Source organism: Streptomyces sp. NPDC059373 (assembly GCF_042751495.1).
Lineage (GTDB): Bacteria > Actinomycetota > Actinomycetes > Streptomycetales > Streptomycetaceae > Actinacidiphila.
On record NZ_JBHYXC010000018.1, the window covers coordinates 130,330 to 155,459 of the forward strand.

At 71.2% G+C, this 25,130-nt stretch carries 21 protein-coding genes and 1 rRNA gene; 10 read left to right on the plus strand and 12 right to left on the minus strand.

The window, feature by feature from the left end; genetic code table 11:
• Positions 1 to 132 precede the first annotated feature (132 nt).
• Entirely contained in the window at positions 133 to 699 is a 567-nt protein-coding gene (locus ACFXJ5_RS23790; protein ID WP_384634422.1) for a DJ-1/PfpI family protein, read from the plus strand.
• Positions 700 to 708: 9 nt separating this feature from the next.
• On the opposite strand, the gene ACFXJ5_RS23795 is transcribed toward ACFXJ5_RS23790, so the two are convergent.
• The 3 genes from ACFXJ5_RS23795 to ACFXJ5_RS23805 form a co-directional block, all read right to left on the minus strand.
• Positions 709 to 3,012, minus strand: coding sequence for an ATP-binding protein (locus ACFXJ5_RS23795; protein WP_384634425.1), 2,304 nt, complete (start codon positions 3,010 to 3,012; stop codon positions 709 to 711).
• A 125-nt stretch (positions 3,013 to 3,137) separates the two neighbouring features.
• Complete coding sequence (locus ACFXJ5_RS23800) at positions 3,138 to 3,797, minus strand: HAD family hydrolase (protein WP_384634428.1); 660 nt, start codon at positions 3,795 to 3,797, stop codon at positions 3,138 to 3,140.
• 88 nt (positions 3,798 to 3,885) lie between these two features.
• On the minus strand, positions 3,886 to 4,392 hold the full coding sequence (locus tag ACFXJ5_RS23805) for a DUF6912 family protein (protein WP_384634431.1): 507 nt from the start codon (positions 4,390 to 4,392) through the stop codon (positions 3,886 to 3,888).
• A gap of 157 nt (positions 4,393 to 4,549) precedes the next feature.
• Between ACFXJ5_RS23805 and ACFXJ5_RS23810 the strand changes: the two genes are divergently transcribed.
• Positions 4,550 to 4,972 (plus strand): Rv3235 family protein, encoded by a 423-nt coding sequence (locus ACFXJ5_RS23810; RefSeq protein ID WP_384634433.1) that lies wholly within the window; start codon positions 4,550 to 4,552, stop codon positions 4,970 to 4,972.
• Between the two features lie 79 nt (positions 4,973 to 5,051).
• Here ACFXJ5_RS23810 and secA read toward each other — a convergent pair whose 3' ends face one another.
• Positions 5,052 to 7,874, minus strand: coding sequence for a preprotein translocase subunit SecA (gene secA / locus ACFXJ5_RS23815; protein ID WP_384634436.1), 2,823 nt, complete (start codon positions 7,872 to 7,874; stop codon positions 5,052 to 5,054).
• Between the two features lie 162 nt (positions 7,875 to 8,036).
• Between secA and ACFXJ5_RS23820 the strand changes: the two genes are divergently transcribed.
• Positions 8,037 to 8,624, plus strand: coding sequence for a GNAT family N-acetyltransferase (locus ACFXJ5_RS23820; RefSeq protein ID WP_384634439.1), 588 nt, complete (start codon positions 8,037 to 8,039; stop codon positions 8,622 to 8,624).
• 120 nt (positions 8,625 to 8,744) lie between these two features.
• The gene (locus tag ACFXJ5_RS23825; protein WP_384634442.1) at positions 8,745 to 9,902 is read left to right on the plus strand and encodes a winged helix-turn-helix domain-containing protein; all 1,158 of its coding nucleotides are present in this window, start codon (positions 8,745 to 8,747) and stop codon (positions 9,900 to 9,902) included.
• On the opposite strand, the gene ACFXJ5_RS23830 is transcribed toward ACFXJ5_RS23825, so the two are convergent.
• The 7 genes from ACFXJ5_RS23830 to mtnA all read right to left on the minus strand — a co-directional run bounded on the left by ACFXJ5_RS23830 (position 9,895) and on the right by mtnA (position 18,371).
• The gene (locus ACFXJ5_RS23830; RefSeq protein ID WP_127359475.1) at positions 9,895 to 10,629 is read right to left on the minus strand and encodes a response regulator; all 735 of its coding nucleotides are present in this window, start codon (positions 10,627 to 10,629) and stop codon (positions 9,895 to 9,897) included. The two genes, ACFXJ5_RS23825 and ACFXJ5_RS23830, sit on opposite strands and share 8 nt — an antisense overlap.
• Positions 10,630 to 10,813: 184 nt before the next feature.
• Positions 10,814 to 11,497, minus strand: coding sequence for a ribosome hibernation-promoting factor, HPF/YfiA family (gene hpf, locus ACFXJ5_RS23835; protein WP_384634445.1), 684 nt, complete (start codon positions 11,495 to 11,497; stop codon positions 10,814 to 10,816).
• 251 nt (positions 11,498 to 11,748) lie between these two features.
• On the minus strand, positions 11,749 to 12,555 hold the full coding sequence (locus tag ACFXJ5_RS23840; RefSeq protein ID WP_384634448.1) for a ComF family protein: 807 nt from the start codon (positions 12,553 to 12,555) through the stop codon (positions 11,749 to 11,751).
• Between the two features lie 111 nt (positions 12,556 to 12,666).
• Complete coding sequence (locus ACFXJ5_RS23845; RefSeq protein ID WP_384634451.1) at positions 12,667 to 14,400, minus strand: LpqB family beta-propeller domain-containing protein; 1,734 nt, start codon at positions 14,398 to 14,400, stop codon at positions 12,667 to 12,669.
• Between the two features lie 149 nt (positions 14,401 to 14,549).
• Positions 14,550 to 16,574 (minus strand): MtrAB system histidine kinase MtrB, encoded by a 2,025-nt coding sequence (gene mtrB / locus ACFXJ5_RS23850; RefSeq protein WP_384634454.1) that lies wholly within the window; start codon positions 16,572 to 16,574, stop codon positions 14,550 to 14,552.
• A 1-nt stretch (position 16,575) separates the two neighbouring features.
• Positions 16,576 to 17,265 (minus strand): two-component system response regulator MtrA, encoded by a 690-nt coding sequence (gene mtrA, locus ACFXJ5_RS23855; RefSeq protein WP_127359471.1) that lies wholly within the window; start codon positions 17,263 to 17,265, stop codon positions 16,576 to 16,578.
• The gene (gene mtnA, locus ACFXJ5_RS23860) at positions 17,262 to 18,371 is read right to left on the minus strand and encodes an S-methyl-5-thioribose-1-phosphate isomerase (RefSeq protein ID WP_384634458.1); all 1,110 of its coding nucleotides are present in this window, start codon (positions 18,369 to 18,371) and stop codon (positions 17,262 to 17,264) included. The genes mtrA and mtnA overlap by 4 nt, the downstream gene beginning before the upstream one ends.
• A 202-nt stretch (positions 18,372 to 18,573) precedes the next feature.
• Between mtnA and ACFXJ5_RS23865 the strand changes: the two genes are divergently transcribed.
• The 6 genes from ACFXJ5_RS23865 to erm all read left to right on the plus strand — a co-directional run bounded on the left by ACFXJ5_RS23865 (position 18,574) and on the right by erm (position 24,986).
• Complete coding sequence (locus tag ACFXJ5_RS23865; protein WP_384634461.1) at positions 18,574 to 19,818, plus strand: DUF7544 domain-containing protein; 1,245 nt, start codon at positions 18,574 to 18,576, stop codon at positions 19,816 to 19,818.
• A 5-nt stretch (positions 19,819 to 19,823) separates the two neighbouring features.
• Positions 19,824 to 20,477: a DUF4129 domain-containing protein gene (locus ACFXJ5_RS23870; RefSeq protein ID WP_384634464.1), complete on the plus strand. Its 654-nt coding sequence runs from the start codon at positions 19,824 to 19,826 to the stop codon at positions 20,475 to 20,477.
• Complete coding sequence (locus tag ACFXJ5_RS23875) at positions 20,474 to 21,727, plus strand: DUF4350 domain-containing protein (protein ID WP_384634467.1); 1,254 nt, start codon at positions 20,474 to 20,476, stop codon at positions 21,725 to 21,727. The genes ACFXJ5_RS23870 and ACFXJ5_RS23875 overlap by 4 nt, the downstream gene beginning before the upstream one ends.
• Positions 21,724 to 22,689: an AAA family ATPase gene (locus tag ACFXJ5_RS23880; RefSeq protein WP_384634469.1), complete on the plus strand. Its 966-nt coding sequence runs from the start codon at positions 21,724 to 21,726 to the stop codon at positions 22,687 to 22,689. Before ACFXJ5_RS23875 ends, ACFXJ5_RS23880 begins: the two co-directional genes overlap by 4 nt.
• A 15-nt stretch (positions 22,690 to 22,704) precedes the next feature.
• Positions 22,705 to 24,015: a DUF58 domain-containing protein gene (locus ACFXJ5_RS23885; RefSeq protein ID WP_384634472.1), complete on the plus strand. Its 1,311-nt coding sequence runs from the start codon at positions 22,705 to 22,707 to the stop codon at positions 24,013 to 24,015.
• Positions 24,016 to 24,218: 203 nt separating this feature from the next.
• Positions 24,219 to 24,986, plus strand: coding sequence for an ErmE/ErmH/ErmO/ErmR family 23S rRNA (adenine(2058)-N(6))-methyltransferase (gene erm / locus ACFXJ5_RS23890; protein ID WP_384634475.1), 768 nt, complete (start codon positions 24,219 to 24,221; stop codon positions 24,984 to 24,986).
• Between the two features lie 51 nt (positions 24,987 to 25,037).
• On the opposite strand, the gene rrf is transcribed toward erm, so the two are convergent.
• Positions 25,038 to 25,130: ribosomal RNA gene (rrf, locus tag ACFXJ5_RS23895) — 5S ribosomal RNA — on the minus strand; the annotation flags it as partial.

Sequence of the window (25,130 nt, forward strand, 5' to 3'; positions counted from 1 at the left end):
AACTGGACAGTCCGGGGTGGCGGGTGCACGTTGATTTAAAGAACTGTTCGTGGGGGGCGGCCGGAGTTTTCCCAGGAGTTACAGCAGGAGCCACAGCAGGAGTCACGGAGTCCCGAGGAGGCGTCACACACCATGACCGCCAAGATCCTGATCGTCACCGGCGATGCGGCCGAGTCGCTCGAAGTGCTCTACCCGTACCAGCGGCTGCTGGAGGAGGGCTACGAGGTGGACATCGCGGCCCCCGAGAAGAAGAAGCTCCGCTTCGTCGTCCACGACTTCGAGGAGGGCTTCGACACGTACACCGAGAAGCCCGGCTACACCTGGCCCGCCGACCTCTCCTTCGCCGACGTCGACCCCGGCGCCTATGCCGCCCTCGTCATCCCCGGCGGCCGCGCCCCGGAGTATCTGCGCAACGACGCCGAGCTGAGGAAGATCCTCAAGGCCTTCTTCGACGCCGACAAGCCGGTCGCCCAGATCTGCCACGGCCCTCTCATCACCGCGGCCGTCGGCGGCCTCAGCGGCCGCCAGGTCACCGCCTACCCGGCCCTGGAGCTCGACATGCAGACCGCCGGCGCCTCCTTCCAGGACTCCGAGGCCGTCGTCGACGGCGTCCTCGTCTCCGCCCGCGCCTGGCCGGACCACCCGGCGTGGATGCGGGAGTTCCTGAAGGTGCTGCGGAGCAAAGCCCCGGTGAGCTGACCGCGCCGTCTACACCTCACCCGCGAGCGCAGCGATCTCCGTGCGCGACGACGCACCCAGCTTGGCGAGGATGTGCTCGACGTGGGCGTCGGCGGTCCGTTTGGAGATCACCAGGCGTTCGGCGATCTCCCGGTTGGACAACCCCTGGGCGACCAGCGCGGCGACCTCACGCTCGCGCGGCGTGAGGCCGTCCGCCCCGCCGCGCCGTTCGGAGTCGGGGGCGGGCACCCGTAATGGTGAGTCGGCGTCGGCGAGGACCAGCTCGACGGCGCGGTCCAGCGGGAGCCGCGCGCCTCGGTCGAAAAGCCGTTCGTACACCTGCGCGCCGAGCGCCTCTCGGGCCGCCGCCTCGGAGCGGGCGTGCTGATGGAGCAGGGTCTCGACGCCGAACATCGGGGTGCCGATGCGCCGCCACAGCGTGTGCGCGGCGCCGAGCATCCAGGCCGTACGGGCGTAGCGCCCGTCCTGCGCCGCGACCCAGGCCAGGGCCTCGGTGCAATGGGCGAGCCCCCACACCTCGCCCAGCTTGCGTTTCTTCAGCAGCGCGGCACGGATCAGCCGGGCGCATTCCGGGCGGTCGCCGGCGTCCCAGGCGACGATGCCCTTGATCAGCATGATGTTGGACTGGATCATGCACTCCTCGGCCGCCTCCTCACCCAGGTACTCCAGCGCCAGGTCGCACATCTCGATCGCGCCGGGGATGTCGTCGATGACGGCCCGCAGAAAGCCCTCCTGGTAGTGCGACATGACCAGGCCGAGCCGGTCGTCGAGGGCGCGCAGCCGGTCGCGGGCGTCGTCGGTGAGCTCGCGGGAGCGCTCGGCCTCGCCGTACAGGCCGTGGACGCCGCCGATGTAGCCGATGGCGTACGCGAGGGCCGTCGGGTCGCCGACCTGCTCGGCGGTGCGGCGGGCCTCCTCGAAGCGGGTGAGGGCGGCGCCGAGGTCGCCCTGCATGAGGGCGAGCATGCCGGAGACGACCAGCGCGTGTGAGCGTTCGGGGCCAGGTTCGGGGCTGAGGGACAGGCCCTTGTCGAGCCAGTAGCGGCCCTCGGTGGGCAGGCCGGCGGTCAGCCAGTACGCCCAGAGTTTGCTGCCCAGGACAAGGCCGTGGAGGAGGCCCTGCGGCTCGGCGAAGGCGTACTCCAGGGCGGCCCGTAAGTTGGCCTGGTCGCGTACGAGGGCCTGGTAGAGGGGGACCTGGTCGTCGGTGAGCAGCCGGTCGTAGAAACGCTCGGCGAGCAGCAGGTGGTGGTCGCGGTGACGGCGACGGCAGGCCATGACGCCGTCGGTCTGGGCGAGCCATTCGGCACCGTACTCGCGGATGGTGTCCAGGAGCCGGTAGCGGGTGCTGGCCTTCCCGCCGGTGGTGTCGTCGACGCGCAGGACGACGGACTTGTCGACCAGCGCGATGAGGTGCTCCAGGACCGCGGCCGGGGGCAGGTCGCCGCCGGAGCAGACCTGCTCCACGGCGGCGAGGTCGAAGGTGCCGGCGAAGACCGACAGCCGGGCCCACAGCAGCCGTTCCTCCGGCGAGCACAGCTCATGGGACCAGCCGATGGCCGTACGGAGGGTCTGGTGCCGGGGCAGGCTGGTGCGGCGGCTGCCGCCGAGGATGCGGAAACGGTCCTCCAGACGGGCGGAGAGCTGGTCGAGCGGGATGGCCCGCAGACGTACGGTGGCCAGCTCGATGGCGAGCGGGATGCCGTCCAGGCGGCGGCAGAGCACCAGCACATCGGCCCGGTTGGCGTCGGTGACCGCGAAACCCGGGACGACCGCCGCCGCCCGCCGCCCGAACAGCGTCACCGCGTCCTGCACCGGCAGCGGCGGGATCTGCAGCATGTGCTCCCCCGGCACGTCCAGCGGCTGGCGGCTGGTGGCCAGGACGGTGACCCGGGGCGCCTCGCGCAGCAACACGTCGGCGAGCATCGCGCAGGCGTCGACCAGGTGCTCGCAGGTGTCCAGGACGATGAGCACCTGCCGGTCCTGCAGATACTCCACCAGCAGATCCAGCGGCGCCCTGGCCGCTTGCTCGGGCAGCCCGAGAAAGGTGGCCAGGGTGTGCGGCAGCAGCTCCGGGTCCTGGAGCTCGGACAGCTCGACGAGGCACACCCCGTCCGCGTAGTCCGGCTTCGCCTCGGTGGCGGTGCGCAGCGCTATGCGGCTCTTGCCGACCCCGCCGGGGCCGGTCAGGGTCACCAGCCGCGCCCGGTCGAGGAGTCTGCGCACCTTGCCCAGCTCCGTGATCCTGCCGACCAACTCGGTCACTTCAACCGGGAGTTCCCCGCCACGCCGCCCACCGAAGCCGAGTGTCATACGTCTCAGCGTACTTAGCCCACTACATTTGGTGAGCACCTTTCGCCCGACCAGTGGACCCCGGCCAGGGGCTCAGACCTGTGGCTCAGACCGTGTGGCCCCGGCCTATGGCTCAGACCTGTGGCTCAGCCGACCAGCGACTCCGCGACCTCCACGGCCTCCGCCAGACTGTCGACCACCGGCACCCCGGCCGCCTGCAGGCTGATCCGGCTGTGCGAGCCCCCGGTGTACAGCACGGCCTGCGCTCCGACGTGGGCGGCGGCCACGGCGTCGTCCACCGCGTCGCCGATGACGACGACCCGGCCGGGGTCGATGTCGATGCCCTCGATCGCCGCGAGGTGGCGGGCCATCTGCTGGGACTTGCCGGTGTGGCTGCCGTCGACGCGGCCGTCCACTCGTATGAAGTGGTCCTCGATGCCGTGCGTACGGATGATCGGCAGCAGCCGCTCGTGCGGGGCGAGCGAGCACAGCGACTGGGTCAGGCCCTCGTACCGCCGGCGGGCCAGGATCTCCGCCGCGCCCTCGGCGAGGCCGCAGGTGCCGGCGAGCGTCCAGTAGTGGCGGTGGAATATCTCGTCCATCACCTCCCACTCGTCCTCGGTGGGGAGCCGGCCCATCAGCCGCTCGTAGAACTTCGGCACCGGTACGCAGTACAGCTCGCGATACCGCGCCAGGGTGATCCTGGGCAGCCCGATCTCGGCGAAGGAGGCGTTCGTGGCCTCGATCACCGCGTCGATGTCATGGAGCAGGGTGCCGTTCCAGTCCCATACGAGATGCGCGTTCACATCAAGCACCGTACCCAGCCCCGCCGACAAATGGACAAACCCAGAGGTCACAAAGCCGGCAGGCCTTAGGGCCCGATTCGGGCAGAACCTATTCGAGCAGTCCCTGGATCTCCTGGGTCGCGTACCAGAGCAGCTCGTGGTCCTCCGCGCCGTCCACGACGAAGCGGGCGTCGTCGTCCCCCGCGTCCGCCGCGCCCAGCGCGTCGGCGGCCGCCGCGATGTCCGCCTGCGCGTCATCGGCGTCCGCGTGCACCGCGGCGGCCTTGGCCAGGGGCACCACGTCCGCCAGCCGCACCTCGCCCAGACCGGCGGGGTCCAGGCTCCGGGAGGGGTCGTACGACACCGCCGAGTCGGCGATGTCCACCGCCACGATCACCCGGCGGCGCGGGGCATCCGGCCGCAGCGCGAGCTGCCGCAGCGAGGCCTGCGCGGCGCGGGTCAGCGCGGCGTACTCCAGCTCCTCGATGTCGTCCGAGACGTACCACTCGCGCAGCGCGGGAGTGACGGCGAACGCATCCAGCGGAGCGGGACCCAGCTCGCCCGCCTTGAGGGCCTCGGCCAGGCCGGGAAGGGTCGTGGGGATGTAGACGCGCATGGCGTCAGCATACGTGCGGCGCCCCCCTGATAGGTGAACCGCCCACACCCTCCGGACCGCGCCCGCAGCGGCCCCGTCGGGCCGCCCGCCCCCGGTATAACCCTGGTTACCGGCCAGTAGGCCGGACACCGGCACCACCACGCACGGGGGCACCACCATGACCGTCACCACCACGACCATCACCCGCCGCCGACCGGCCGCGCCCCACCGCACGCCCGGGGCCCCGCCGCCGCCCCACATCTGGTTCGCCGACCGCCTGCTCGGTATCCTCACCGGCCGCCGTCCGCTCGCCTGCCTGGCCGGACTCATCACCGACGAGGACTACGACCGCCTCTGGGACCTCACCAACGCCCGCGCCGACTGGCGGCACCGCGCCCGGGGCCACCTGCCCTCCCTCCGCCGCTGCCGCTGGACCGCCGCCGGCCAGGGCGCCCTGGAAGTCACCGCCGTGGTCGCCCTCACCCGCGACTGCGTCCGCGCCATCGCCTTCCGCCTGGAACGCGCCATGGGGTCGGGGCACGGCCCGCACAGCGTGCGCGGCTGGACCTGTACCGCGATCGAGGCAGTGGAGGCGGGGTAAAAGCGCCGGGGCCGGCTAAAAGCGCCGGGGCCGGCCCCCCGAAGGGAAGCCGGCCCCGGCGCTTGCTGCGCGCGCTGCCTTACTTCTTGCGGCGACGCCCACCGCGCTGGGCCTTGCGGCGCTCGGCGCGCGTGAGGCCGTCCGACTCGGCGGCCGAATCGCCGTCGCCGTTGTCGAAGTCGCCCTCGACGACGCCGCCCTCGCCGTCCACCGACGGGGCGGAGAAGTGCAGCCGGTCCGCCCGCTTGGGGGCCTCGAGGCCCTTCGCGCGGATCTCGGGGCGCGCGTCCTGCTTGACCAGGGACGGCACCTCGTCCGCGGCCTCGGCCGCCACCGGAACCTCCTCGACCTGCTGCTCGACCTGGACCTCCAGGTTGAACAGGTAGCCGACGGACTCCTCCTTGATGCCGTCCATCATCTGCGTGAACATGTCGAAGCCCTCGCGCTGGTACTCCACCAGCGGGTCGCGCTGCGCCATCGCCCGCAGGCCGATGCCCTCCTGCAGGTAGTCCATCTCGTACAGGTGCTCACGCCACTTGCGGTCGAGGACGGACAGCACGACCCGCCGCTCCAGCTCGCGGGTGATCTCCTCGCCGAGGGACTTCTCGCGCTCCTCGTACTGCTCGTGGATGTCGTCCTTGACCATCTCGGCGATGAACTCGGCGGTGATCCCGGCACGGTCGCCGGCCGCCTCCTCGAGGTCCTCGATGGTGACGGTGACCGGGTAGAGCTGCTTGAACGCGCCCCACAGCCGTTCGAGGTCCCAGTCCTCGGCGAAGCCCTCCGAGGTCTCGATCGCGATGTAGTCGTCGATCGTGTCGTCCATGAAGTGCCGCACCTGCTCGTGCAGGTCCTCGCCCTCCAGGACCCGGCGCCGCTCGCCGTAGATGACCTCGCGCTGGCGGTTCAGCACCTCGTCGTACTTCAGGACGTTCTTACGGATCTCGAAGTTCTGCTGCTCGACCTGCGACTGGGCCGAGGCGATGGCCCGCGTGACCATCTTGTTCTCGATCGGGACGTCGTCCGGCACATTCGCCATGGACATCACACGCTCGACCATCTGCGCCTTGAACAGCCGCATCAGGTCGTCACCCAGCGACAGGTAGAAGCGGGACTCGCCCGGGTCGCCCTGACGGCCGGAACGGCCGCGCAGCTGGTTGTCGATACGGCGCGACTCGTGCCGCTCGGTCCCGAGGACGTACAGCCCGCCGAGGTCCTTGACCTCCTCGAACTCGGTCTTGACCGCCGCCTCGGCGCGCTTGAGCGCCTCCGGCAGGGCCGCCGCCCACTCCTCGACGTGCTCGATCGGGTCAAGGCCGCGCTGGCGCAGCTCCGCCTCGGCGAGGTCGTCGGGGTTGCCGCCGAGCTTGATGTCGGTACCGCGACCGGCCATGTTCGTGGCGACGGTGACGGCGCCCTTGCGGCCGGCCTGGGCGACGATCGTGGCCTCACGGTCGTGCTGCTTGGCGTTGAGCACCTCGTGCGGCACGCCGCGCTTGGCGAGCTGCTGCGAGAGGTACTCGGACTTCTCGACGGAGACGGTGCCGACCAGGACCGGCTGGCCCTTCTCGTGCTTCTCGGCGATGTCCTCGACGACGGCCGCGAACTTCGCCTCTTCGGTGCGGTAGATCAGGTCCGCACGGTCGAGGCGCTGCATGGGGCGGTTGGTCGGGATCGGGATGACGCCGAGCTTGTAGATCTGGTGGAACTCCGCGGCCTCGGTCATGGCCGTACCGGTCATGCCGCAGAGCTTCTTGTACAGGCGGAAGAAGTTCTGCAGGGTGATCGTGGCGAGGGTCTGGTTCTCGTCCTTGATGTCCACCCCTTCCTTTGCCTCGATCGCCTGGTGCATGCCCTCGTTGTAGCGGCGCCCGGCCAGGACACGGCCGGTGTGCTCGTCGACGATCATGACCTCGCCGTCCATGACGACGTAGTCCTTGTCCTTCTTGTAGAGCTCCTTGGCCTTGAGGGCGTTGTTGAGGTAGCCCACAAGCGGGGTGTTCACCGACTCGTAGAGGTTGTCGATGCCCAGCCAGTCCTCGACCTTGGCGACGCCGGACTCGTGGATGGAGACGGTGCGCTTCTTCTCGTCGAAGTCGTAGTCGCCGGTCTCCTGCTGCGGCCTGCCGTCCTCGTCCCGCTTCATGGGGTTGGCGGCCTCGCCCGCCTTGAGGCGGGTCACGAGCTTGGCGAAGTCCGAGTACCACTTGGTCGCCTGGTCGGCCGGGCCGGAGATGATCAGCGGCGTACGGGCCTCGTCGATGAGGATCGAGTCGACCTCGTCGACGATCGCGAAGTTGTGGCCGCGCTGCACCAGTTCGTCCTTCGACCACGCCATGTTGTCGCGGAGGTAGTCGAAGCCGAACTCGTTGTTGGTGCCGTAGGTGATGTCGGCGGCGTACTGCTCGCGGCGCTGCGCCGGGTTCATGCTGGCGAGGATCACGCCGACGTCGAGGCCGAGGAACTTGTGCACCCGGCCCATCCACTCCGAGTCGCGCTCGGCGAGGTAGTCGTTGGTGGTGATCAGGTGGACGCCCTTGCCGGACAGCGCGTTCAGATACGCGGGCAGGGTGCCGACCAGGGTCTTGCCCTCACCGGTGCGCATCTCGGCGACGTAACCCAGGTGCAGGGCGGCGCCGCCCATCAGCTGTACGTCGTAGTGGCGCTGGCCGAGGACACGCTTGGCGGCCTCGCGGACAGTGGCGAAGGCTTCGGGAAGCAGGTCGTCCAGGCTCTCGCCGTCCGCGTAACGCTCCTTGTACTCGTCCGTGAGAGCCCGCAGCTCGGCGTCGGAGAGGTTGACGAAATCCTCTTCGATGGAATTGACCTGGTCCGCGATGCGGTGCAGCTTGCGCAGGATCTTGCCTTCGCCTGCACGCAGGATCTTGTTGAGGACGGACACGTAGGTTGGCTCCTTGCCGGTCGGGCCTGGCACACACTTCGCGCTGGGCACAGCAGGTCATGCCCCGCTGCAACGGCCATCGTAAGCGAGGACACCAGCCCCTCGGGAGGTGCCGTCAGCACACCGGCCGGTTCTCACCCGATTTCGGTGATACTGCGAGGCATGGAGCCGATAACCCTCACGACGGAGCGCCTGCTGCTCCGCCCCTTCACCACCGGCGACGCCGGGGCCGTGCACGCCGCCTGCCAGGATCCCGAGATCCCGCGCTGGACGTCGGTGCCCTCTCCTTATACGTACGAGCACGCCGAAGGGTTCGTGGGCCGGATCTGCCCGGACGGCTGGCGGGACGACACCATGTACAACTTCGCCGTCACCACCAAGGACGGCGGGCAGCTGGTGGGGGCCATGGGGCTGGTGAGGCTGGAGCTCTCCGCGCCGCAGCGGCAGGCCGAGCTGGGCTACTGGACGGCCAAGGAGCTGCGCGGCCTCGGCTACACGGTGGAGGCGGCACGGGCCGTGGTGCGCTGGGGCTTCGAGGACCTGGGCGTCGAGCGGATGGAGTGGTACGCCGAGGCCGGCAACGAGGGCTCGCGCGCGGTCGCGGTGAAGGCCGGCTTCCGGATGGAGGGCACCCTGCGCGCCAAGATCCCCTACCAGGGCACACGGCGCGACGCCTGGGCGGGTTCACTCCTCCCGAGCGACCTGGGGCTGACATCCGCGACCCCGTATCTGCCGCTGCCGGAGGCGTGATGGTCGGGGGACGATGACGGTCGGGGCCTGCTGGTCCGAGGCCTGATGGCCGGAGCCTGATGTTCCGGGGCCTGATGGGCCGATGCCTGATTGTCAGTGCCGCGCCATACGCTGACCGGCATGACGACACCTGTCTCCCTGTCCGCCGACGACGCCCGCCGGATCGCGCTGCGCGCACAGGGATTCCTGGGCGCCCCCGACCGGCGCGGCGGCGTGCGGGGCGTGCTGCGGCACCTGGGCGCGGTACAGCTCGACACGATCTCGGTGCTGGCGCGCTCCCATGAGCTGATTCCGTACGCGCGGCTGGGCGCCGTCGGCCGCCCGGCGGTGGAGGAGGCGTACTGGACCGAGAATCACGCTTTCGAGTACTGGTCGCACGCCGCCTGCATCCTGCCCGTCGAGGAGTGGCCGCACTTCGCCTTCCGCCGCCGGGCGCGGCGGGCGCGCGGGCACCGCTGGCATGTGCTGGAGGACGCCGCCCGCTCCTGCGCGGCCGTGCTGGACCGGCTGAAAGCCGACGGGCCGCTCACCTCAACCGAGTTGGGCGGGGCGAAGAACGGCGGGCCTTGGTGGGACTGGTCCGAGACCAAGATCGCGGTGGAGTGGCTGCTGGACACCGGTGAGGTGGTCTGCACCCAGCGGCGCAGCTGGAAGCGGGTCTACGACCTCGCCGAGCGCGCCGTCCCCGACGCCCTGCTGCACGACGACATCGACGACGCAGAGTGCATGCGCCGCCTGGTCGCCCAGGCCGGCGCGGCGATGGGCGTCGCCACGCGGGCCGATCTGGCCGACTACCACCGCCTCAAGGGCGACCAGGTCGACGCGGTGGTCGCCGACTCCGGCCTCGTCCCGGTCGAGGTCGAGGGCTGGGGCAAGCCCGCCTGGGCCGACCCGGCCGCCCTGGCCGCCGCCCCGCGCGGCCGCCACCGCACCACCCTGCTGTCGCCCTTCGACTCCCTCGTCTGGGACCGGCCCCGCACCCAGCGGATCTTCGGCTTCACGCACCGCCTCGAGGCGTACGTCCCCAAGCCCAAGCGGATACACGGCTACTTCTCCATGCCGCTCCTGGCCGGCGGCCACATCGTGGGCCGCGCCGACCCCGCGCGTGAGGGCAGCACGCTCATCGCCCGCCAGGTCTCCCTTGACGGCCCCAAGGCGGTCGAGCCCATGGCGGCGGCCCTCCGTGAGGCCGCCGAGTGGGTCGGCTGCGACTCCGTACGTATCGAACGCCTCGACGACCCGAAGCTCGCCGCCGCGCTGGCGGCCGCCCTTACCTGATCTCGAGGATCTTCTCGCGCATCGCGTAGACCACGGCTTCCATCCTGGAGTGCAGCTGCAGCTTCTCCAGGATGTTCCGCACGTGGTTCTTGACGGTGTTCTCGCTGATGAAGAGCTGCTTGGCGATGTCCCGGTTGTTCAGGCCCGTGGCCACCAGCTTCAGGACCTCCAGCTCGCGGTCGGTGAGCTTCGGGGCGGGGACGAGCCTGCGCTCGTCCGTGCGCTGGATCATCGACTTGAACTCGGTGAGCAGCTTGGACGCCATCGAGGGGCTGATCTGCGACTGCCCGTCCGCCACGGCGCGGATCGCGGTGGCGACCTCGTCCGTGGAGATCTCCTTGAGCAGATAGCCGGTCGCGCCGGCCTTGATGGCCTCGTAGAGGTCGGCTTCCTCGTCGCTGATCGTCAGCATGATGATCTTGGCGCTGGGGGCCACCTCCTTGATGGAGGTGCAGGCCTCGATGCCGCCGCGTTTGGGCATCCGTACGTCCATCAGGACGATGTCGGGCAGCAGATCCGCCGCCTTGTCCACCGCCTCCGCCCCGTCGCCGGCCTCGCCGACGACCTGGATGTCCTCCTCCTGGGCCAGCACGATCTCCAGGCCTCGCCGGAACAGGGCGTGGTCATCGACGACCAGGACCCTGATCGGCTCCTGGCGCGGCGCGCCCGGCCTGCCGGTGTCCGGGCCTGTTTCGCCGACCACCGCGGGCTCGAAGCTGTCCGCCATCGGTTCCTCCCCCTCGGGTCGGCGCCCGTGGTTAGCTGCACATTTCCGTGCCTGGCCAACCGAGCTACGCGGCCCGTACGTTGGCTGCCCGCCCCATGATTCCATGCTCAGGCAGGGCGGCGCCCCCGGGCGAGGTCGTGTCAGGCCCGGGGGCGCCGCTGTTGGCGCCGCTTTCGACGCTCACTCACCGGCGCAGGGCACCGCCCGCACCGGAAGGCGCCTCCTCGGCGGACGGGTCGGCCTTGAGGTGAATGACGCCGTAGTCGTATCCGTGCCGCCGGTAGACGACACTCGCCACTCCTGTGTCGGAGTCGATGAAAAGATAGAAGTCATGCCCGACCAGCTCCATTTCGTAGAGCGCCTGGTCGAGCGCCATCGGTGCTGCCGCGTGCGTCTTCTCCCGTACCACCATCGGGCCTTCGCCCTGGACCTCCACGGATCCCATCCTGGTGGTGGGCACCTCACCGGACGTCGAGGCGGCGGGCCGGCTGCCGTTGAACTCCAGCGGGGCGGTCAGCCCCGCTGTGGCCTCGGCAACACTGGTCGGAGTACGGCTGCCGCCACGGTGCACCCTGCGCTTGTCGGCTGCCTTCCGCAGCCGTGCCTCAAGCTTGCTCACAGCGAGGTCGAGCGCCGCGTACGGGTCCGCCGCCGCAGCCTCGGCCCGGACCACGGGGCCGCGCGTGAGCATGGTGATCTCCACCCGGTCGCAGCGGTCTGCCTGCCGGGGGTTCGGCTCCTTGGAGACCTCGACGTCCAGGCTGATCACCTTGCCGTCGAGCTTCTGGATCTTCTCCAGCTTCTCAGTCACGTGCTTCCGGAACCGCTCGGGCACCTCGGTCTTGCGGCCCTTGACGACGATGTCCACGCAGAACTCCGTTCCGGACCGCCCCGGTCGGACGGGGCGCATCCCTTGCGCTGAGGCCGGCGGGCACCAGGTCCCACCCGGCGCTGTGCTAGCTGCCGCTCCGCGCGCTCCGGAGGCTTCCGGGCGGCGAAGCCGCGACTTTCACCTCCTCCTCCCCCGTGAGGAAGATCGACACCCACTGAATTCGGGGTGAACTGTTCCTCACAACCGAACATAGACCCGGAGGACGGAGGTCGGCACCCCCAGAGGCTCTATACCTCCATTCGGGTGACCCCCGCGTGTACTAGCTGCAACGATGGCTCTGACTGTCGAGTTCCGTTTCTCCCTGACCTGCCCGGCTCACAAGGGCTGACTGCAGGGCTCACGAGGGCGGTCAACGGCGCCGCGACCACTGCCGCGCCGGCCACCGCTCCTCCCGCCGCCCGCACCGCCGTGGCCGCCGCCACCAGCGACGCGCCGGTTGTCATCAGATCGTCCACCAGGACCACCGGCGCCGCCTCCAGCAGCCTCCCGGCACCGGGCACGACCACCAGGGCTCCCCCGAGGTTCGCCAGCCGCTCACGGGCGCTCAGCCCCGACTGGTCGGCCACCACGCGCCCCTGCCGCAGCACCGCCGCCACCCGTGCCCGGCGGCCACCGCCCCGCAGCTCCCGGGCCGCCGCCCTGGCGATCCGCCGGGTCGCGTCATGCCCCCGCGCCGCCACCGCCCGCCTCGAAGACGGCACCGGCACCAGCAGCACCTCCGCGCCGCCCGGCCTCCCCGCCACCGAGCGCACCGTCGCTGACACCGCCCCCGCCAGCGCCGCCCCCAGCGGCCGCGCGAGCCCCAGCGCCCCGCGCTCCTTGTGGGCGATCAGCACCGCCCGTACCTCGTCGCCATACGCCGCCGCCGCGTACACCTCCGGCAGCCCAGCCGGCTCCGGATCCGGCCTCGCCCGCACCACTCCTGCGCCCAGCGCCCCCCTGCACCCCTCGCACAACCCCGTCCGCGCCTCCCCGCACCCCGCGCACTCCGCCGGCAACACCACCCCCACCAGCTCCCGCCACAACCCCCGCATATGTCCAAGGTTGCCCCCATCGGGGCCGCCCCGCCAGGGCCGCCGGCTCGCCTGTGGACAACTCGCCTGTGGATAACCCGAAATGCGCGCGCGAGCGGCGCGAGCCGCCGGTCAGCCCGGGTAGACGGGCGAGCTGCCCTTGGGGCTGACCTGCTTCCAGTTGGCGTCCGTCGGAAGCCGGAAGATCCCGTCGCCCAGCTCCGCGAGCAGCGGCTTGTCCTGGCTTTCGGACGCCGCGACCGACGCGACACCGCTGATGCCGGGCAGTGTCGTCGTGTCGGAGGCCGAGCCGTCGACGTCGACGTACTGGATCTGCTCCACGCCGCCCGACTCCTGGCCGACCACCACCAGCCGGCTGACCCCGGCCCAGGATGCGGCCTTGACGTCCTCCAGGTGCGGGGTGACCAACCGCAGTGCGGTGACCGTGAGCTGCGGGTGTTGCTGCGTGCCGGCGCGCTCGATCCGGCCGAGCCGCAGCGTCGTACGGCCGTCCTCCGTCACCAGCATGGCGATCCGTACGCCGTCGGCGGCCACCCGCAGCGACTCGATCCGCCCCTTCCCGAGGTCGGGCACCGTCACCTCGACAGGGCTGTCCGCGCCGTCGGGCAGCATCAGCAGCCGGGGCTTGGCCGGGTTGCGGTCGGCGACCCACAGGCCGCCGTAGCCGTCCCAGCTGGGGGCGCTGAGGCCGTTCTTGCCCCGCCCGGAACTCTTGAGCACCGGCTGGCCCAACTCGGCGTCCGCCGCGAGCCGGGTGACGTACAGCGCGCTGCCGTCGGCCTTCACGCCCGCCGCGTAGGTCTCGTCACGCCGTACGGCGACCGAGCCCAGGTTCACCTGGCCCGTGCCGAGCGGTCCCGCCACCCGTTCCGCCGTGGTGGCGTTGCCGGAGAGGCTGACGAGCCGGTGCTGGGTGTCGATGAAGTAGGGCTGCGTGGGCGCCCCGGTCACCTGGTCGGGGGCATAGGCGGCGGCCTGCTGCTGCGACAGGCTGCACGTGGCCGAGCCGTCGGGACCCTGCAGCTCCACCGACGCCACCGGTGAGGTCGCCACGCCCTGCACGGTGTTCATGAGCTGCGCGGCCATCAGCCGGCAGTCCTGGCCGCTGCCACCGACGGTCTTGCTGAGCTTGACCGTCAGATGCTGCGAGTCGTCGAGGGACAGGTCCTTGGCCGTCGTACCGGAAGGGAAGGCGGAGCCGACCACCGGATCCAGCCAGTCCGTGGGCCCGGACAGCAGCGAACCGACCGTCGACTGCAGCAGGTTTATCTGCGTACGACGCAGGTAGACCGGGTCGGCCACCAGCACGTCACGGCGCGTGCCGGCGGCATCCGGCCCGAGGGCGGCGTAGAAGTAGATGTCGACGGAGCGGTAGAGCCGCTGGAAGTCGGCCGCGCTGAGGACCAGTCCGTTGGGCACGTCGTCGATCCGCCACTCGCCGTTCTCCTTGGAGAGGTGGATCTCCTTGCGGTACTGGGTGTCGACGGCCCGGTAGGCGTGCTTGCTGTCCACCGCGGCGACGGCCGTGCCGGCCAGGCTGACGGTGGCGTAGCGCTGAGCGGTGTCGGACCGGTCGGTCCCGCCGGATTCGAGGCTCTGCAGGGGGCCGCCGGACAGGACGGTGATCCGGGCGTTGGGCTCCCAGGTCTTCTTGAGGCTCTTCGCCAGATATTCGCGCGCGGTGTCGTAGTTCACCTCGCTGCTGGTCGTCGCCTCGAGGAAGCCGCTGACGATCTGCGTCGCGCTTTCGCCCTTCTGCGGCTTGACGCCGTAGACCCGCACCTGCGTGTCCGCGTCGTCGTGCTGCGCGCCGTCGACCTTGCGCACCTCGCCGCTGCTGGGCATGGAGGCGCATCCCGCGAGCAGCGCGAGGCAGCCCAGCAGCACGCCGGCCCTGACCGGGCCACGTATGCCCCGAAGGCCATGAAAGCCTCGAAGGCCGCGAAGTCCCCGAAGGTCAACCTGGCCCCGAGGGCCGCCCCCCATCGCCCGCATCAGTGCTGGTCCTCCCGCGCCTCGTCGACGGTGCCGCTGCCGGAGGCGGTGCTGGTGCTGGTGCTTGTACCGGTGCCGGTGCTCGGGTTCCTCGTACCGACCGCGCCGGCCCCGTGCCCGACGACCCGCGCGCCGCTGCCCGGCAGCGCCGCCGGGTCGGCCGCGGGCGGGCGGTGCGGGGCGACCGGCATCGGCGGGATGGACGGGATGGCGGGAGCGATACGGGGGCCGGGCAGCGCGGGTCCGGAGTCGCGCGTGGCGACCACCCGGGCCACGGCCGTCACCGGTGCGGGCGGCGGCACGGGGGTCCTGAGGACGCGGTTGCGCCGGGAGTCCTCCGGTTCCAGGGCGATCGGCGAGCCGCGCAGGCTCTCGCCGGCCGTACGGGGCAGGGTCAGCCGGAACTGCGAGCCGCCGCCCGGCTCGCCCCAGGCCTGCAGCCAGCCGCCGTGCAGCCGGGCGTCCTCGACCGCGATGGACAGGCCGAGGCCGGTGCCACCGGTGGTGCGGGCGCGGGCCGGGTCGGCACGCCAGAAGCGGTTGAAGACCCGGGTGGCCTCGCCGGGCTTGAGCCCGACCCCGTAGTCGCGTACGGCGATGGCGACCGCGCCGCCCGCCGACGCCAGCCGTACGACGACGTCCTTGCCCTCGCCGTGCTCGACGGCGTTGACCACGAGGTTGCGCAGCACGCGCTCGACCCGCCGGGCGTCCACCTCGGCGATCACCGGCTGCTCGTCGCCGCGCACGACGACCCGGCTGCCCTTGCGCTCGGACAGCGGCTCGGCCGCCTCGACCACCCTGCGTACGACGTCCCGCAGGTCGATCGGCTCGGCGGCCAGCTCGGCCGCGCCCGCGTCGAAGCGGCTGATCTCCAGCAGGTCGGAGAGCAGCGACTCGAAACGGTCCAGCTGGGTCTGCAGCAGCTCCGCGGAGCGGGAGGTCGCCGGGTCGAAGTCCTCGCGGGCGTCGTGGATGACGTCGGCGGCCATGCGGACGGTGGTCAGGGGGGTGCGCAGCTCGTGTGACACGTCGGAGACGAAGCGGCGCTGCATCCGCGACAGGTCCTCCAGCTGCTGGATCTTGACCTGGAGGGTCTGCGCCATCTTGTTGAAGGACTCGCCGAGCCGCGCGATGTCGTCCTCGCCGCTGACCTTCATCCGCTCCTGGAGCCGCCCGGCCGCGAGCCGCTCGGAGATCCCGGCGGCCATCCGGACGGGCGTGACCACCTGCCGTACGACCATCCACGCGATGGCGCCGAGCAGCACCACCACGAAGATCCCGGCGGTCGCCAGGGTGCCCTTGACCAGGTTGAGGGTCTTCTCCTCCTGGTCGAAGGGGAAGAGGTAGTACAGCTGGTACGGATGCCCGTTGGGGTCTTCCATCCGCTGGCCGACGGCGAGCGCCGCCTGGCCCTCGCTCTGGTTCTCCCGCAGCAGGGTCGTGTACTGCCACTGCACCTTGGTGCTGGTGTCCAGCGCGGCGCGCAGCTGCGTCGGCACGCTGTCCTCGGGCAGGACCGAGCCCGAAGCGCGCGGGCCGCGGGTGCCCGCGCTGTCGCCGCTGTCACTGGTGGGCTGGGCGTCGGAACTGAGCGCGACGACGGAATACGCACCCTGGCCGCCGCTGGCGAGCTGCTCGACCAGGGCGGTCAGCCAGGCGCCGGCGTCGGTCTGACCGCGGGCGGAGGTGCCGGCGCCGGAGGAGTCGGAGGTGTTGCCCGCCTTCTCCTTCGCCACGCCGAACCCGCCGATGGCCTGGCTCTGGGCGGCCTGCCGCTTGGCGTCGAGCAGCCCGTTCTTGACCTGGCCGATGACGACCACGCCCAGCAGCAGCACCACACCCAGCGACATCAGCAGGGTGGTGGCCACCACCCGGAGCTGGATGTTGCGCCGCCACAGCCGCAGCGCGGGGTCCAGCGGGCGGCGCCCCCAGCGCACGCACGAGCGGAGCACCGGAGGCAGCCCTCGCCACGGACTCCCGCCGCGAAGGCCCTCCAGTCGCTCACGCCCGTACGGCACCGCCATGTCAGCCCGGACCCGCCTTGTAGCCCACGCCACGGACCGTCACCACGATCTCGGGACGCTCGGGGTCCTTCTCGACCTTGGAGCGGAGCCGCTGGACGTGCACATTCACCAGGCGGGTGTCGGCGGCGTGCCGATAGCCCCACACCTGCTCCAGCAGCACCTCACGGGTGAAGACCTGCCACGGCTTGCGGGCCAGCGCCACCAGCAGGTCGAACTCCAGAGGGGTCAGCGCGATCGGCTGCCCCTCGCGCTTGACCGAGTGGCCGGCGACGTCGATGACCAGGTCGCCGATGGCGAGCTGCTCGGGTGTCGGCTCTTCGGCACGGCGCAGCCGGGCACGTACCCGGGCAACCAGCTCCTTCGGCTTGAACGGCTTGATGACATAGTCATCAGCCCCGGATTCCAGGCCCACCACGACATCGACCGTGTCGCTCTTGGCGGTGAGCATGACGATGGGTACCCCTGACTCGGCCCGGATCTGGCGGCATACGTCGATGCCGTCGCGTCCGGGGAGCATGAGGTCGAGGAGAACCAGATCGGGCTTGGTCTCCCGGAATGCGGCAAGGGCCTTGTCACCGTCGGCCACGAACGACGGCTCAAAACCTTCGCCGCGCAGCACGATGCCAAGCATCTCTGCCAGTGCGGTGTCGTCGTCGACGACCAGGACACGTCCCTTCATACGCACCATCATCCCATTACCTGATCGTGACCTGGAGCACGAGGGGAACACAAAGCAGCGAGATCACCGGGCGTAACCGGTGAAACCACGCCGTTTTCGGTAACAATCGCCGTTATCAAACCCGCAGGTGTGATGTCGAACGCAGGGTTGTACGCCTGGGTGCCGAGCGGTGCCACGGGGTTTCCGGCCGATTCCGTCACTTCGTGGCCGGAGCGCTGCTCAACTTCGATCGAGGCCCCGTCGGGGGTCTCCAGGTCAAAAGTGCTGGTCGGCGCGACCACGATGAAGGGCACATTGTGATACCGGGCGAGCACAGCCAGTGGATAGCTGCCGACCTTGTTGGCGACGGAGCCGTCGGCGGCTATGCGGTCCGCGCCGACGAGGACGGCGTGGACCTCCCCCGCGGCGAAGAGCGAGCCCGCCGCGTTGTCGGTGAGCAGGGTGTACGCCATGCCGGTGCGGGCGGCCTCGTACGCGGTGAGGCGGGCGCCCTGGAGCAGCGGGCGGGTCTCGTCCACCCACAGGCGGCGCAGCTCGCCCGCGCGGTGGGCGGCGAGCGCCACGGCCAGGGCGGTGCCCTCGCCGCCGGAGACCAGGGCGCCGGTGTTGCAGTGCGTGAGCACCTGGTAGCCGCCGCCGGGCAGCAGCTCCGTCAGCAGCTCCAGACCCCGCCGGGCCATCGCGGCGCTCGCCTCGGCGTCCTCCGCGTGCACCGCTCGCGCCTCGGCGAGGGCGGCCGCCGCGGCCCGCTCGGCACCGGCGCCGTCGGCGAGCGCCGCATGATAGGCGTCGGCGGCCCGGCGCACCCCGTAGGCCAGGTTGACCGCCGTCGGCCGGGCGTACGCCAGCGTCGCGGCGGCGTCGTCCACGTCGTAACCGCGTACGGCCGCCAGCGCGACGCCGTACGCCCCCGCTATACCGAGCAGCGGGGCCCCGCGCACCGCCAGCGTGCGGATCGCCTCCACCAGCGCCGGCACATCGGTGCAGACCAGCTCCACCTCCTCGGCCGGCAGCCGGGTCTGGTCGAGCAGCACGAGCACGGGACCTTCCGGAGGTTCCTCCCAACGCAGTGCGGGCGTTGGATCATTGGCCAGAGTTTCCACGAACTGATCACCCATCTGCTCAGTCTGCCGCGACAGCACTCGCATTTACAGCGTTCTCACCCCGCCACCGGGCCATCCCGGCGCGGCATCACGAGGCGGACCCTGCCCTGCGCCGCGGGCAGTACGCATCCCCGGGTACGGCACGGCACACCCCATGGCACGATGGCCACCGTCCCACCGTTAATGGACCGGGAAGCGCAGTAACGAAGGAGCGATGATGAACGACTCTCCGGGCTGGGCCTCGCCCGGATCCCCCTCCGGCGAACCGGACCGTGAGAACGGCCCCGGCACGCCCCAGGATTCTGCGCCCCCGAACTGGTCCAAGCAGCAGCCTCCGGCCGGACAGTGGTCCGCCCCCGGCCAAACCGGCTGGGGTCCCGCCGCCCCGCCGCCCCCGCCGCCGCCCGCGGGCACCGGCTGGGGCCAACCGCAGGGCTGGCAGCAGCCGAACTGGGGCCGGCCGCCGTCTCCCAAGCCCGGCGTGATCCCGCTGCGCCCACTGGGCGTCGGCGAGATCCTGGACGGCGCGGTCTCCACCATGCGCGCCCACTGGCGCACCGTGCTCGGTGTCTCCCTCGTCGTCGCCCTGGTCACCCAGACCACCTCGATCCTCCTGCAGGGCTTCGTCCTCGCCGACAACTCGAGCCTGAGCGCCCTGGACAACAACCCCAACCCCAGCGCCAACGACATCGCCAGTGCCCTGAGCGGTGCCATCGCCGGCGGCGCCCTCACGCTGCTCATCACCCTGCTGGGCGTCGTGATCGCGACCGCGATGCTCACCATGGTGATCAGCCGCGCCGTGCTCGGCCGACCGGTGACCACCCGCGAGGCCTGGACCGACGCGCGGCCACAACTGCTGCGGCTGCTCGGGCTGACGTGCCTGCTCATCCTCATCGCCGTGGGCATCCTGGCGGTGGGCATCACCCCGGGCATCCTGATCGCCGTCGCCGGCTCCAGCGGGGCCGGAATCGCCGTCGGATTCCTGGGTGCCGTCGCGTCGTTCGTGGTCATCGCCTGGCTGCTGATCCGCTACACGCTGTCCTCCCCGGCGCTGATGCTGGAAAAGCAGGGCGTCTTCAAGGCCATGGCCCGCTCCGCCAAGCTCGTGCGCGGCTCGTGGTGGCGGATGTTCGGTATCCAGCTGCTCTCCGCCTTCCTGGTCTACATGGTGTCGTCGATCGTTCAGATTCCCTTCGTCCTCATCGCCGGAGCGACCGGCAGCGGTGGCCTCTCGTCCCTCGTCTCCGGAGACTCCGGCTACAGCTGGGCCTCGCTCGTCATCATCGGCATCGGGGCCGTGATCGGTTCGACCATCACCTTCCCGATCAGCGCCGGCGTCACCGCCCTCCTCTACATGGACCAGCGCATCCGCCGCGAGGCCCTGGACATCGAACTCGCCCGCGCCGCCGGCATCCCCGGCTACGGAGAGACCCCCGCCGACAGCACCGCCAACGGGGGCTGACGCCGGTGACGGGGGACGTACCGGTCACCATCCCGAGCGGCCCCGCCCGGGAGGCCGCTCGGCACGAGCTGTCCAAGCCGATCTACCACCAGAACGACCCGAGCCTGTTCCATCGCGCCCTGAACTGGCTCTGGCAGAAGATCGACGACCTGTTCTCCGCCGCCTCCGGGGTCACCCCCGGGGGCACCGTCGGCCTCGTGGTCGTCATCGCCCTGGTCATCGGGCTGCTGGTCGCCCTGCGGCTGCGCCTCGGCAAGCTCCGTACGGCCGCGATGCCTTCCGCGGGGCTCTTCGCCGACGCCCCGCGTACTGCCGCCGAACACCGCTCCGCCGCCGAGCACTTCGCCCGTCTGGGCCAGTGGACGCCGGCCGTCCAGGAACGCCTGCGCGCCGTCGTGCGCTCCCTGGAGGAACGCACCGTGCTCGACCCCCGCCCCGGCCGCACCGCCGACGAGGCCGCCGACGAGGCCGGCCGGCTGCTCCCCGCCCGCGCGGCCGCGCTGCGCGACGCCGCCCGCACCTTCGACGACGTGACCTACGGCGGCCGCACCGCCACCCAGCAGGCCTACACCGCCCTGCGCGACCTCGACACCGAACTGGAGCGCAGCAAACCGCGGTTCGCCGACGCCACCCCCGCGCCCGGGGGCGCCCGCGCATGACCACCACCTTCCCTCCCGAGAGCAACACGGCTGCCGAGCCGGCCGGCGGACCGACACCACCGGCCGCCACCACCGCGACCTCACCCACCGCCCGCCAGCTGTGGACCCGCTCCCGCGCCCTGCTGGCGGCACTGCTCGCCCTCCTCGTCTTCGGCGCCATCTACGCCGTCATGCAGTCCGACCAGAACCACAACGCCCTCGACCCACACTCCCCCGACCCCTGGGGCAGCCGCGCCGTGGCTCAACTCCTCGCCGGCCAGGGCGTCACCACCAAGGTCGTCACCACCACCGACCAGGCCGCCGCCGCAGCCGGACCCGACACCACCCTCCTCGTCGCCGTCCCCGATCTGCTGACCGGCCATCAGCAATCCGTCCTCCACAAGGCCACCGAGCGCTCAGGCGGCCGTACCGTGCTCCTCTCGCCAACCCCCGCCTCCACCGGCACCCTCGCTCCGGGGGTCGAAGCGCTCAGCACCGCCTCCGTACACGTCCGCAGCCCCGGCTGCGACCTGCCCGCCGCTCGCCGGGCCGGCGATGCCACCACCGGCGGCATCGCCTACACGGTCTCGGTCCCGAACGCCGACTCGTGCTACCTCAGCGGTACCCACCCCACCCTGGTGCGCCTCCCAGTAGGCAACGGCGGCGACACCGTCGTCCTCGGCGCCTACGACCCGCTCCAGAACGAGTACCTCGACGAGCAGGGCAACGCCTCCCTCGCGCTCCAACTCCTCGGCGCCCACCCGAAGCTCGTCTGGTACCTCCCCTCCCTCAACGACACCACCGCCCTCAACGGCGGGCAGCAGAGCTTCCTCGACCTCATCCCCAGCGGCTGGAACTGGGCACTGCTCCAACTCTTCGTCGCCGCCCTGATCGCCGCCCTCTGGCGGGGCCGCCGCCTCGGCCCCGTCGTCGCCGAACGCCTGCCCGTCGCCGTACGCGCCGCCGAGGCCACCGAAGGCCGCGCCCGCCTCTACCGCAGGGCCCGGGCCCGCGGCCGAGCCGCCGAAGCACTACGGGCCGCCGCCCGCCACCGGCTCACCCCGCTCGTGGGGATCCCGCCCTCGCAGGCCGATGAACCCGACACCCTCGCCCCCGCCGTAAGCGCCCTCCTGCCCGACCCGACGATCGACGTACGGACCCTCCTCCACGGTCCGCCGCCGCCCGACGACGCCGCCCTGCTGCGGCTCGCGGACGAACTCGACGTCCTTGAACGCTCCATCCTTGCCAAAGAGAGGTACGCCAACCCGTGAGCGCCCCGACCGCCGACAGCGCCCGAGCCTCCCTGGAGGCCCTGCGCACCGAAATCGCCAAGGCCGTGGTCGGCCAGGACCCGGCCGTCACCGGGCTGGTGGTGGCCCTGCTCTGCCGAGGACATGTCCTCCTCGAAGGCGTCCCCGGAGTGGCCAAGACCCTCCTCGTCCGTGCGCTGGCCGCCTCCCTCCAACTGGAGACCAAGCGCGTCCAGTTCACCCCCGACCTGATGCCCGGCGACATCACCGGCTCGCTGGTCTACGACGCGCGCACCGCCGAGTTCTCCTTCCAGCCCGGCCCCGTCTTCACCAACCTCCTCCTCGCCGACGAGATCAACCGCACCCCGCCCAAAACCCAGGCCTCCCTCCTCGAAGCGATGGAGGAGCGCCAGGTCACGGTCGACGGCACCCCCCGCCCCCTGCCCGACCCCTTCCTGGTCGCCGCCACCCAGAACCCCGTCGAGTACGAGGGCACCTACCCGCTGCCCGAGGCCCAGCTCGACCGCTTCCTGCTCAAGCTGATCCTCCCGCTGCCCTCCCGCGACACCGAGATCGACGTCCTCACCCGTCACGCCGACGGCTTCAACCCCCGCGACCTGCACTCCGCAGGCCTGCGCCCCGTCGCCGGCCCCGCCGAGCTGGAAGCCGCGCGTGCCGCCGTCGCCAAGACCTCCGTCTCGTCCGACATCACCGGCTACATCGTCGATATCTGCCGAGCCACCCGTGAATCCCCCTCCCTCAGCCTCGGTGTCTCGCCCCGTGGAGCCACCGCCCTGCTCGCCACCTCCCGCGCCTGGGCCTGGCTCACCGGCCGCGACTACGTCATCCCCGACGACGTCAAAGCCCTCGCCCTGCCCACGCTCCGGCACCGCGTCCAGCTGCGGCCCGAAGCGGAGATGGAAGGCGTGACGACGGACTCCGTCATCACCTCGGTCCTGTCCCGCGTCCCCGTCCCCCGCTGACCCGGCATCGGACCCATGGCCCTCACCGGACGCACCGCCCTGCTCGCCGCGATCGGCGCCCTCGTCGTCGGAGTGCTGCTCCCCGGATGGAGCGGCATCCTCGCCGTCGAGGGAATCCTGCTATTCGGAATTCTGTACGACCTCGCGCTAGCCGCGCCAGTACGAAAGCTCCTTATCACCCGAACTGGGGACACCTCGGTGCGCCAGGGTGACGCGGCCGAGGTCCACCTCACCATCACCAACCCGGCCAACCGCCTGCTCCGCGCCCGCCTGCGCGACGCCTGGCCCCCCAGCAGCTGGCAACCCGGCACCGAAGTCGCCGCCTCCCGCCACCGGCTCACGATCCCGGCCGGCGAACGCCGCCGCGTCACGACCCGTCTGCACCCCACCCGCCGTGGCGACCGCACAGCCGACCGCATCACGGTCCGCTCCCTCGGCCCCCTCGGCCTGGCCGGCCGCCAGGGCTCGCACCGGGTCCCCTGGACCGTGCGCGTCCTGCCGCCCTTCACCAGCCGCAAGCACCTCCCCTCCCGGCTGGCCCGGCTCCGCGAACTCGACGGCCGCACCTCACTTCTGGTCCGCGGCCAGGGCACGGAGTTCGACTCCCTCAGGGAGTACATCCCCGGCGACGACACCCGCTCCATCGACTGGCGCGCCACCGCGCGCCGAGGCTCTGTCGCCGTACGCACCTGGCGCCCCGAACGCGACCGCCACATCCTGATCGTCCTCGACACCGGCCGCACCTCCGCCGGCCGCGTCGGCGACGCCCCGCGCCTCGACGCCGCCATGGACGCCGCCCTCCTGCTCGCCGTCCTCGCCGCCCGCGCCGGTGACCGCGTCGACCTGCTCGCCTACGACCGCCGCATCCGCGCCTCCGTCCAGGGCCGCCACGCGAACGACATCCTCCCCGCCCTCGTCAACGCCATGGCCCCCCTCGAACCCGAGCTCATCGAGTCCGACGCACCCGGCCTCGTCGCCACCGTCCTCCAGCGCGCGCCGCACCGCTCCCTCGTCGTACTCCTCACCGGCCTCGACGCCGCCCCCATCGAGGAAGGCCTCCTCCCGGTCCTCCCCCAACTCTCCCGTCGGCACGAAGTCCTCATCGCCTCCGTCGCCGACCCCCGCATCCAGGAACTCGCCGAAGGCCGCGGCACCCTCGACGCCGTCTACGCCGCCGCAGCCGCCGAGCAGACCCGCTCCGAACGCCTCCGCACCGCCCAACGCCTCTCCCGCCACGGCGTCACCGTCATCGACGCCCCTCCGGCCGACATCGCCCCCGCCCTGGCCGACGCCTACCTGGCCCTCAAAGCCGCCGGACGCCTCTGAAAACCGATTGCCGGGCAGCGCGAGGGTCACCTATCTTCACGCCCATGTCCACGCCCATCTTTGGCATCATCAAGGCGTTCATCGCCGTGAGGCGTCCCCGCACGGGCCCGGCCCGGGCCCACTGAGGACGCACCCTCACCCTCCTTGGCACGCCCCGGGCCTCCGAGACCCATACATCTCGGACCCGAAGGGGCACCCTTCCCATGGCGCGAAACAGCGCTCGCCGTGAGCTCTCCCAGAACTTCCTCGTCGACACTGCCGCCGTCCGGCGCATCGTCCAATCAGCACGCCTCTCCCCCCACGACCTCGTCCTCGAACCAGGTGCGGGCACCGGAGCGATGACGCTGGCGCTGGCCCGACACTGCCGAAAGGTCATCGCCTACGAAATCGACCCCTTCCACGCCACGAAGCTCACCACCCGCACCCGCCACCACCGCACCATCGACGTCGTCCGCAAGGACTTCCTCCAGGTACGGCCCCCTCACGAGCCCTTCGCCGTGGTCGGCAACATCCCCTACTCCGTCACCTCACCCATCGTGGACTGGTGCCTCCGCTCCCCACACCTCACCAGCGCCACGCTCCTCACCCAGCGCGAGTACGCCCGCAAGCGCGCCGGCGCCTACGGTCGTTGGACGCTGCTCACCATCCGCACCTGGCCGACCTTCACCTGGCAGCTCGCCGGCTCTGTGGACCGGCAGAGCTTCCGCCCCGTCCCCAGCGTCGACTCCGCCGTCCTCCGGCTCGTACGTCGCAGAACCCCTCTGGTCGCGCCGGAGGACATGGCCGTGTACGACAACCTGGTCAGGTTGGGCTTCAGCGGCATCGGCGGTTCTCTGTACGCCTCGCTCCGGTCTGCCGGAGCGGCGGAGCGTGTCAGCAAAAAGTTCACAGGGGCCGGCATCGACCGCGACCTTGCAGTGGGATTCGTCCGCCCTGATCAATGGCTGACTCTGTTCCGCGAATTGCACTAGAACGCAAAGAAGCCCCCAGGCTGAGCCTGGGGGCTTCTTCTTTCAAAATTTGTTCGGCGGCGTCCTACTCTCCCACAGGGTCCCCCCTGCAGTACCATCGGCGCTGAAAGGCTTAGCTTCCGGGTTCGGAATGTAACCGGGCGT

Bases quoted from the DNA above. Each gene is read 5' to 3' on its own strand.
- ACFXJ5_RS23830 (WP_127359475.1), bottom strand. From the start codon at position 10,629: ATGGCGGACAGCTTCGAGCCCGCGGTGGTCGGCGAAACAGGCCCGGAC.
- ACFXJ5_RS23885 (WP_384634472.1), top strand. From the start codon at position 22,705: ATGGCCCTCACCGGACGCACCGCCCTGCTCGCCGCGATCGGCGCCCTC.
- erm (WP_384634475.1), top strand. From the start codon at position 24,219: ATGGCGCGAAACAGCGCTCGCCGTGAGCTCTCCCAGAACTTCCTCGTC.
- ACFXJ5_RS23795 (WP_384634425.1), bottom strand. From the start codon at position 3,012: ATGACACTCGGCTTCGGTGGGCGGCGTGGCGGGGAACTCCCGGTTGAA.
- ACFXJ5_RS23840 (WP_384634448.1), bottom strand. From the start codon at position 12,555: ATGCGGGGGTTGTGGCGGGAGCTGGTGGGGGTGGTGTTGCCGGCGGAG.
- ACFXJ5_RS23810 (WP_384634433.1), top strand. From the start codon at position 4,550: ATGACCGTCACCACCACGACCATCACCCGCCGCCGACCGGCCGCGCCC.
- ACFXJ5_RS23820 (WP_384634439.1), top strand. From the start codon at position 8,037: ATGGAGCCGATAACCCTCACGACGGAGCGCCTGCTGCTCCGCCCCTTC.
- mtnA (WP_384634458.1), bottom strand. From the start codon at position 18,371: ATGGGTGATCAGTTCGTGGAAACTCTGGCCAATGATCCAACGCCCGCA.
- mtrA (WP_127359471.1), bottom strand. From the start codon at position 17,265: ATGATGGTGCGTATGAAGGGACGTGTCCTGGTCGTCGACGACGACACC.
- ACFXJ5_RS23805 (WP_384634431.1), bottom strand. From the start codon at position 4,392: ATGCGCGTCTACATCCCCACGACCCTTCCCGGCCTGGCCGAGGCCCTC.
- mtrB (WP_384634454.1), bottom strand. From the start codon at position 16,574: ATGGCGGTGCCGTACGGGCGTGAGCGACTGGAGGGCCTTCGCGGCGGG.
- ACFXJ5_RS23825 (WP_384634442.1), top strand. From the start codon at position 8,745: ATGACGACACCTGTCTCCCTGTCCGCCGACGACGCCCGCCGGATCGCG.
- ACFXJ5_RS23875 (WP_384634467.1), top strand. From the start codon at position 20,474: ATGACCACCACCTTCCCTCCCGAGAGCAACACGGCTGCCGAGCCGGCC.
- ACFXJ5_RS23845 (WP_384634451.1), bottom strand. From the start codon at position 14,400: ATGCCCAGCAGCGGCGAGGTGCGCAAGGTCGACGGCGCGCAGCACGAC.
- ACFXJ5_RS23790 (WP_384634422.1), top strand. From the start codon at position 133: ATGACCGCCAAGATCCTGATCGTCACCGGCGATGCGGCCGAGTCGCTC.
- ACFXJ5_RS23865 (WP_384634461.1), top strand. From the start codon at position 18,574: ATGAACGACTCTCCGGGCTGGGCCTCGCCCGGATCCCCCTCCGGCGAA.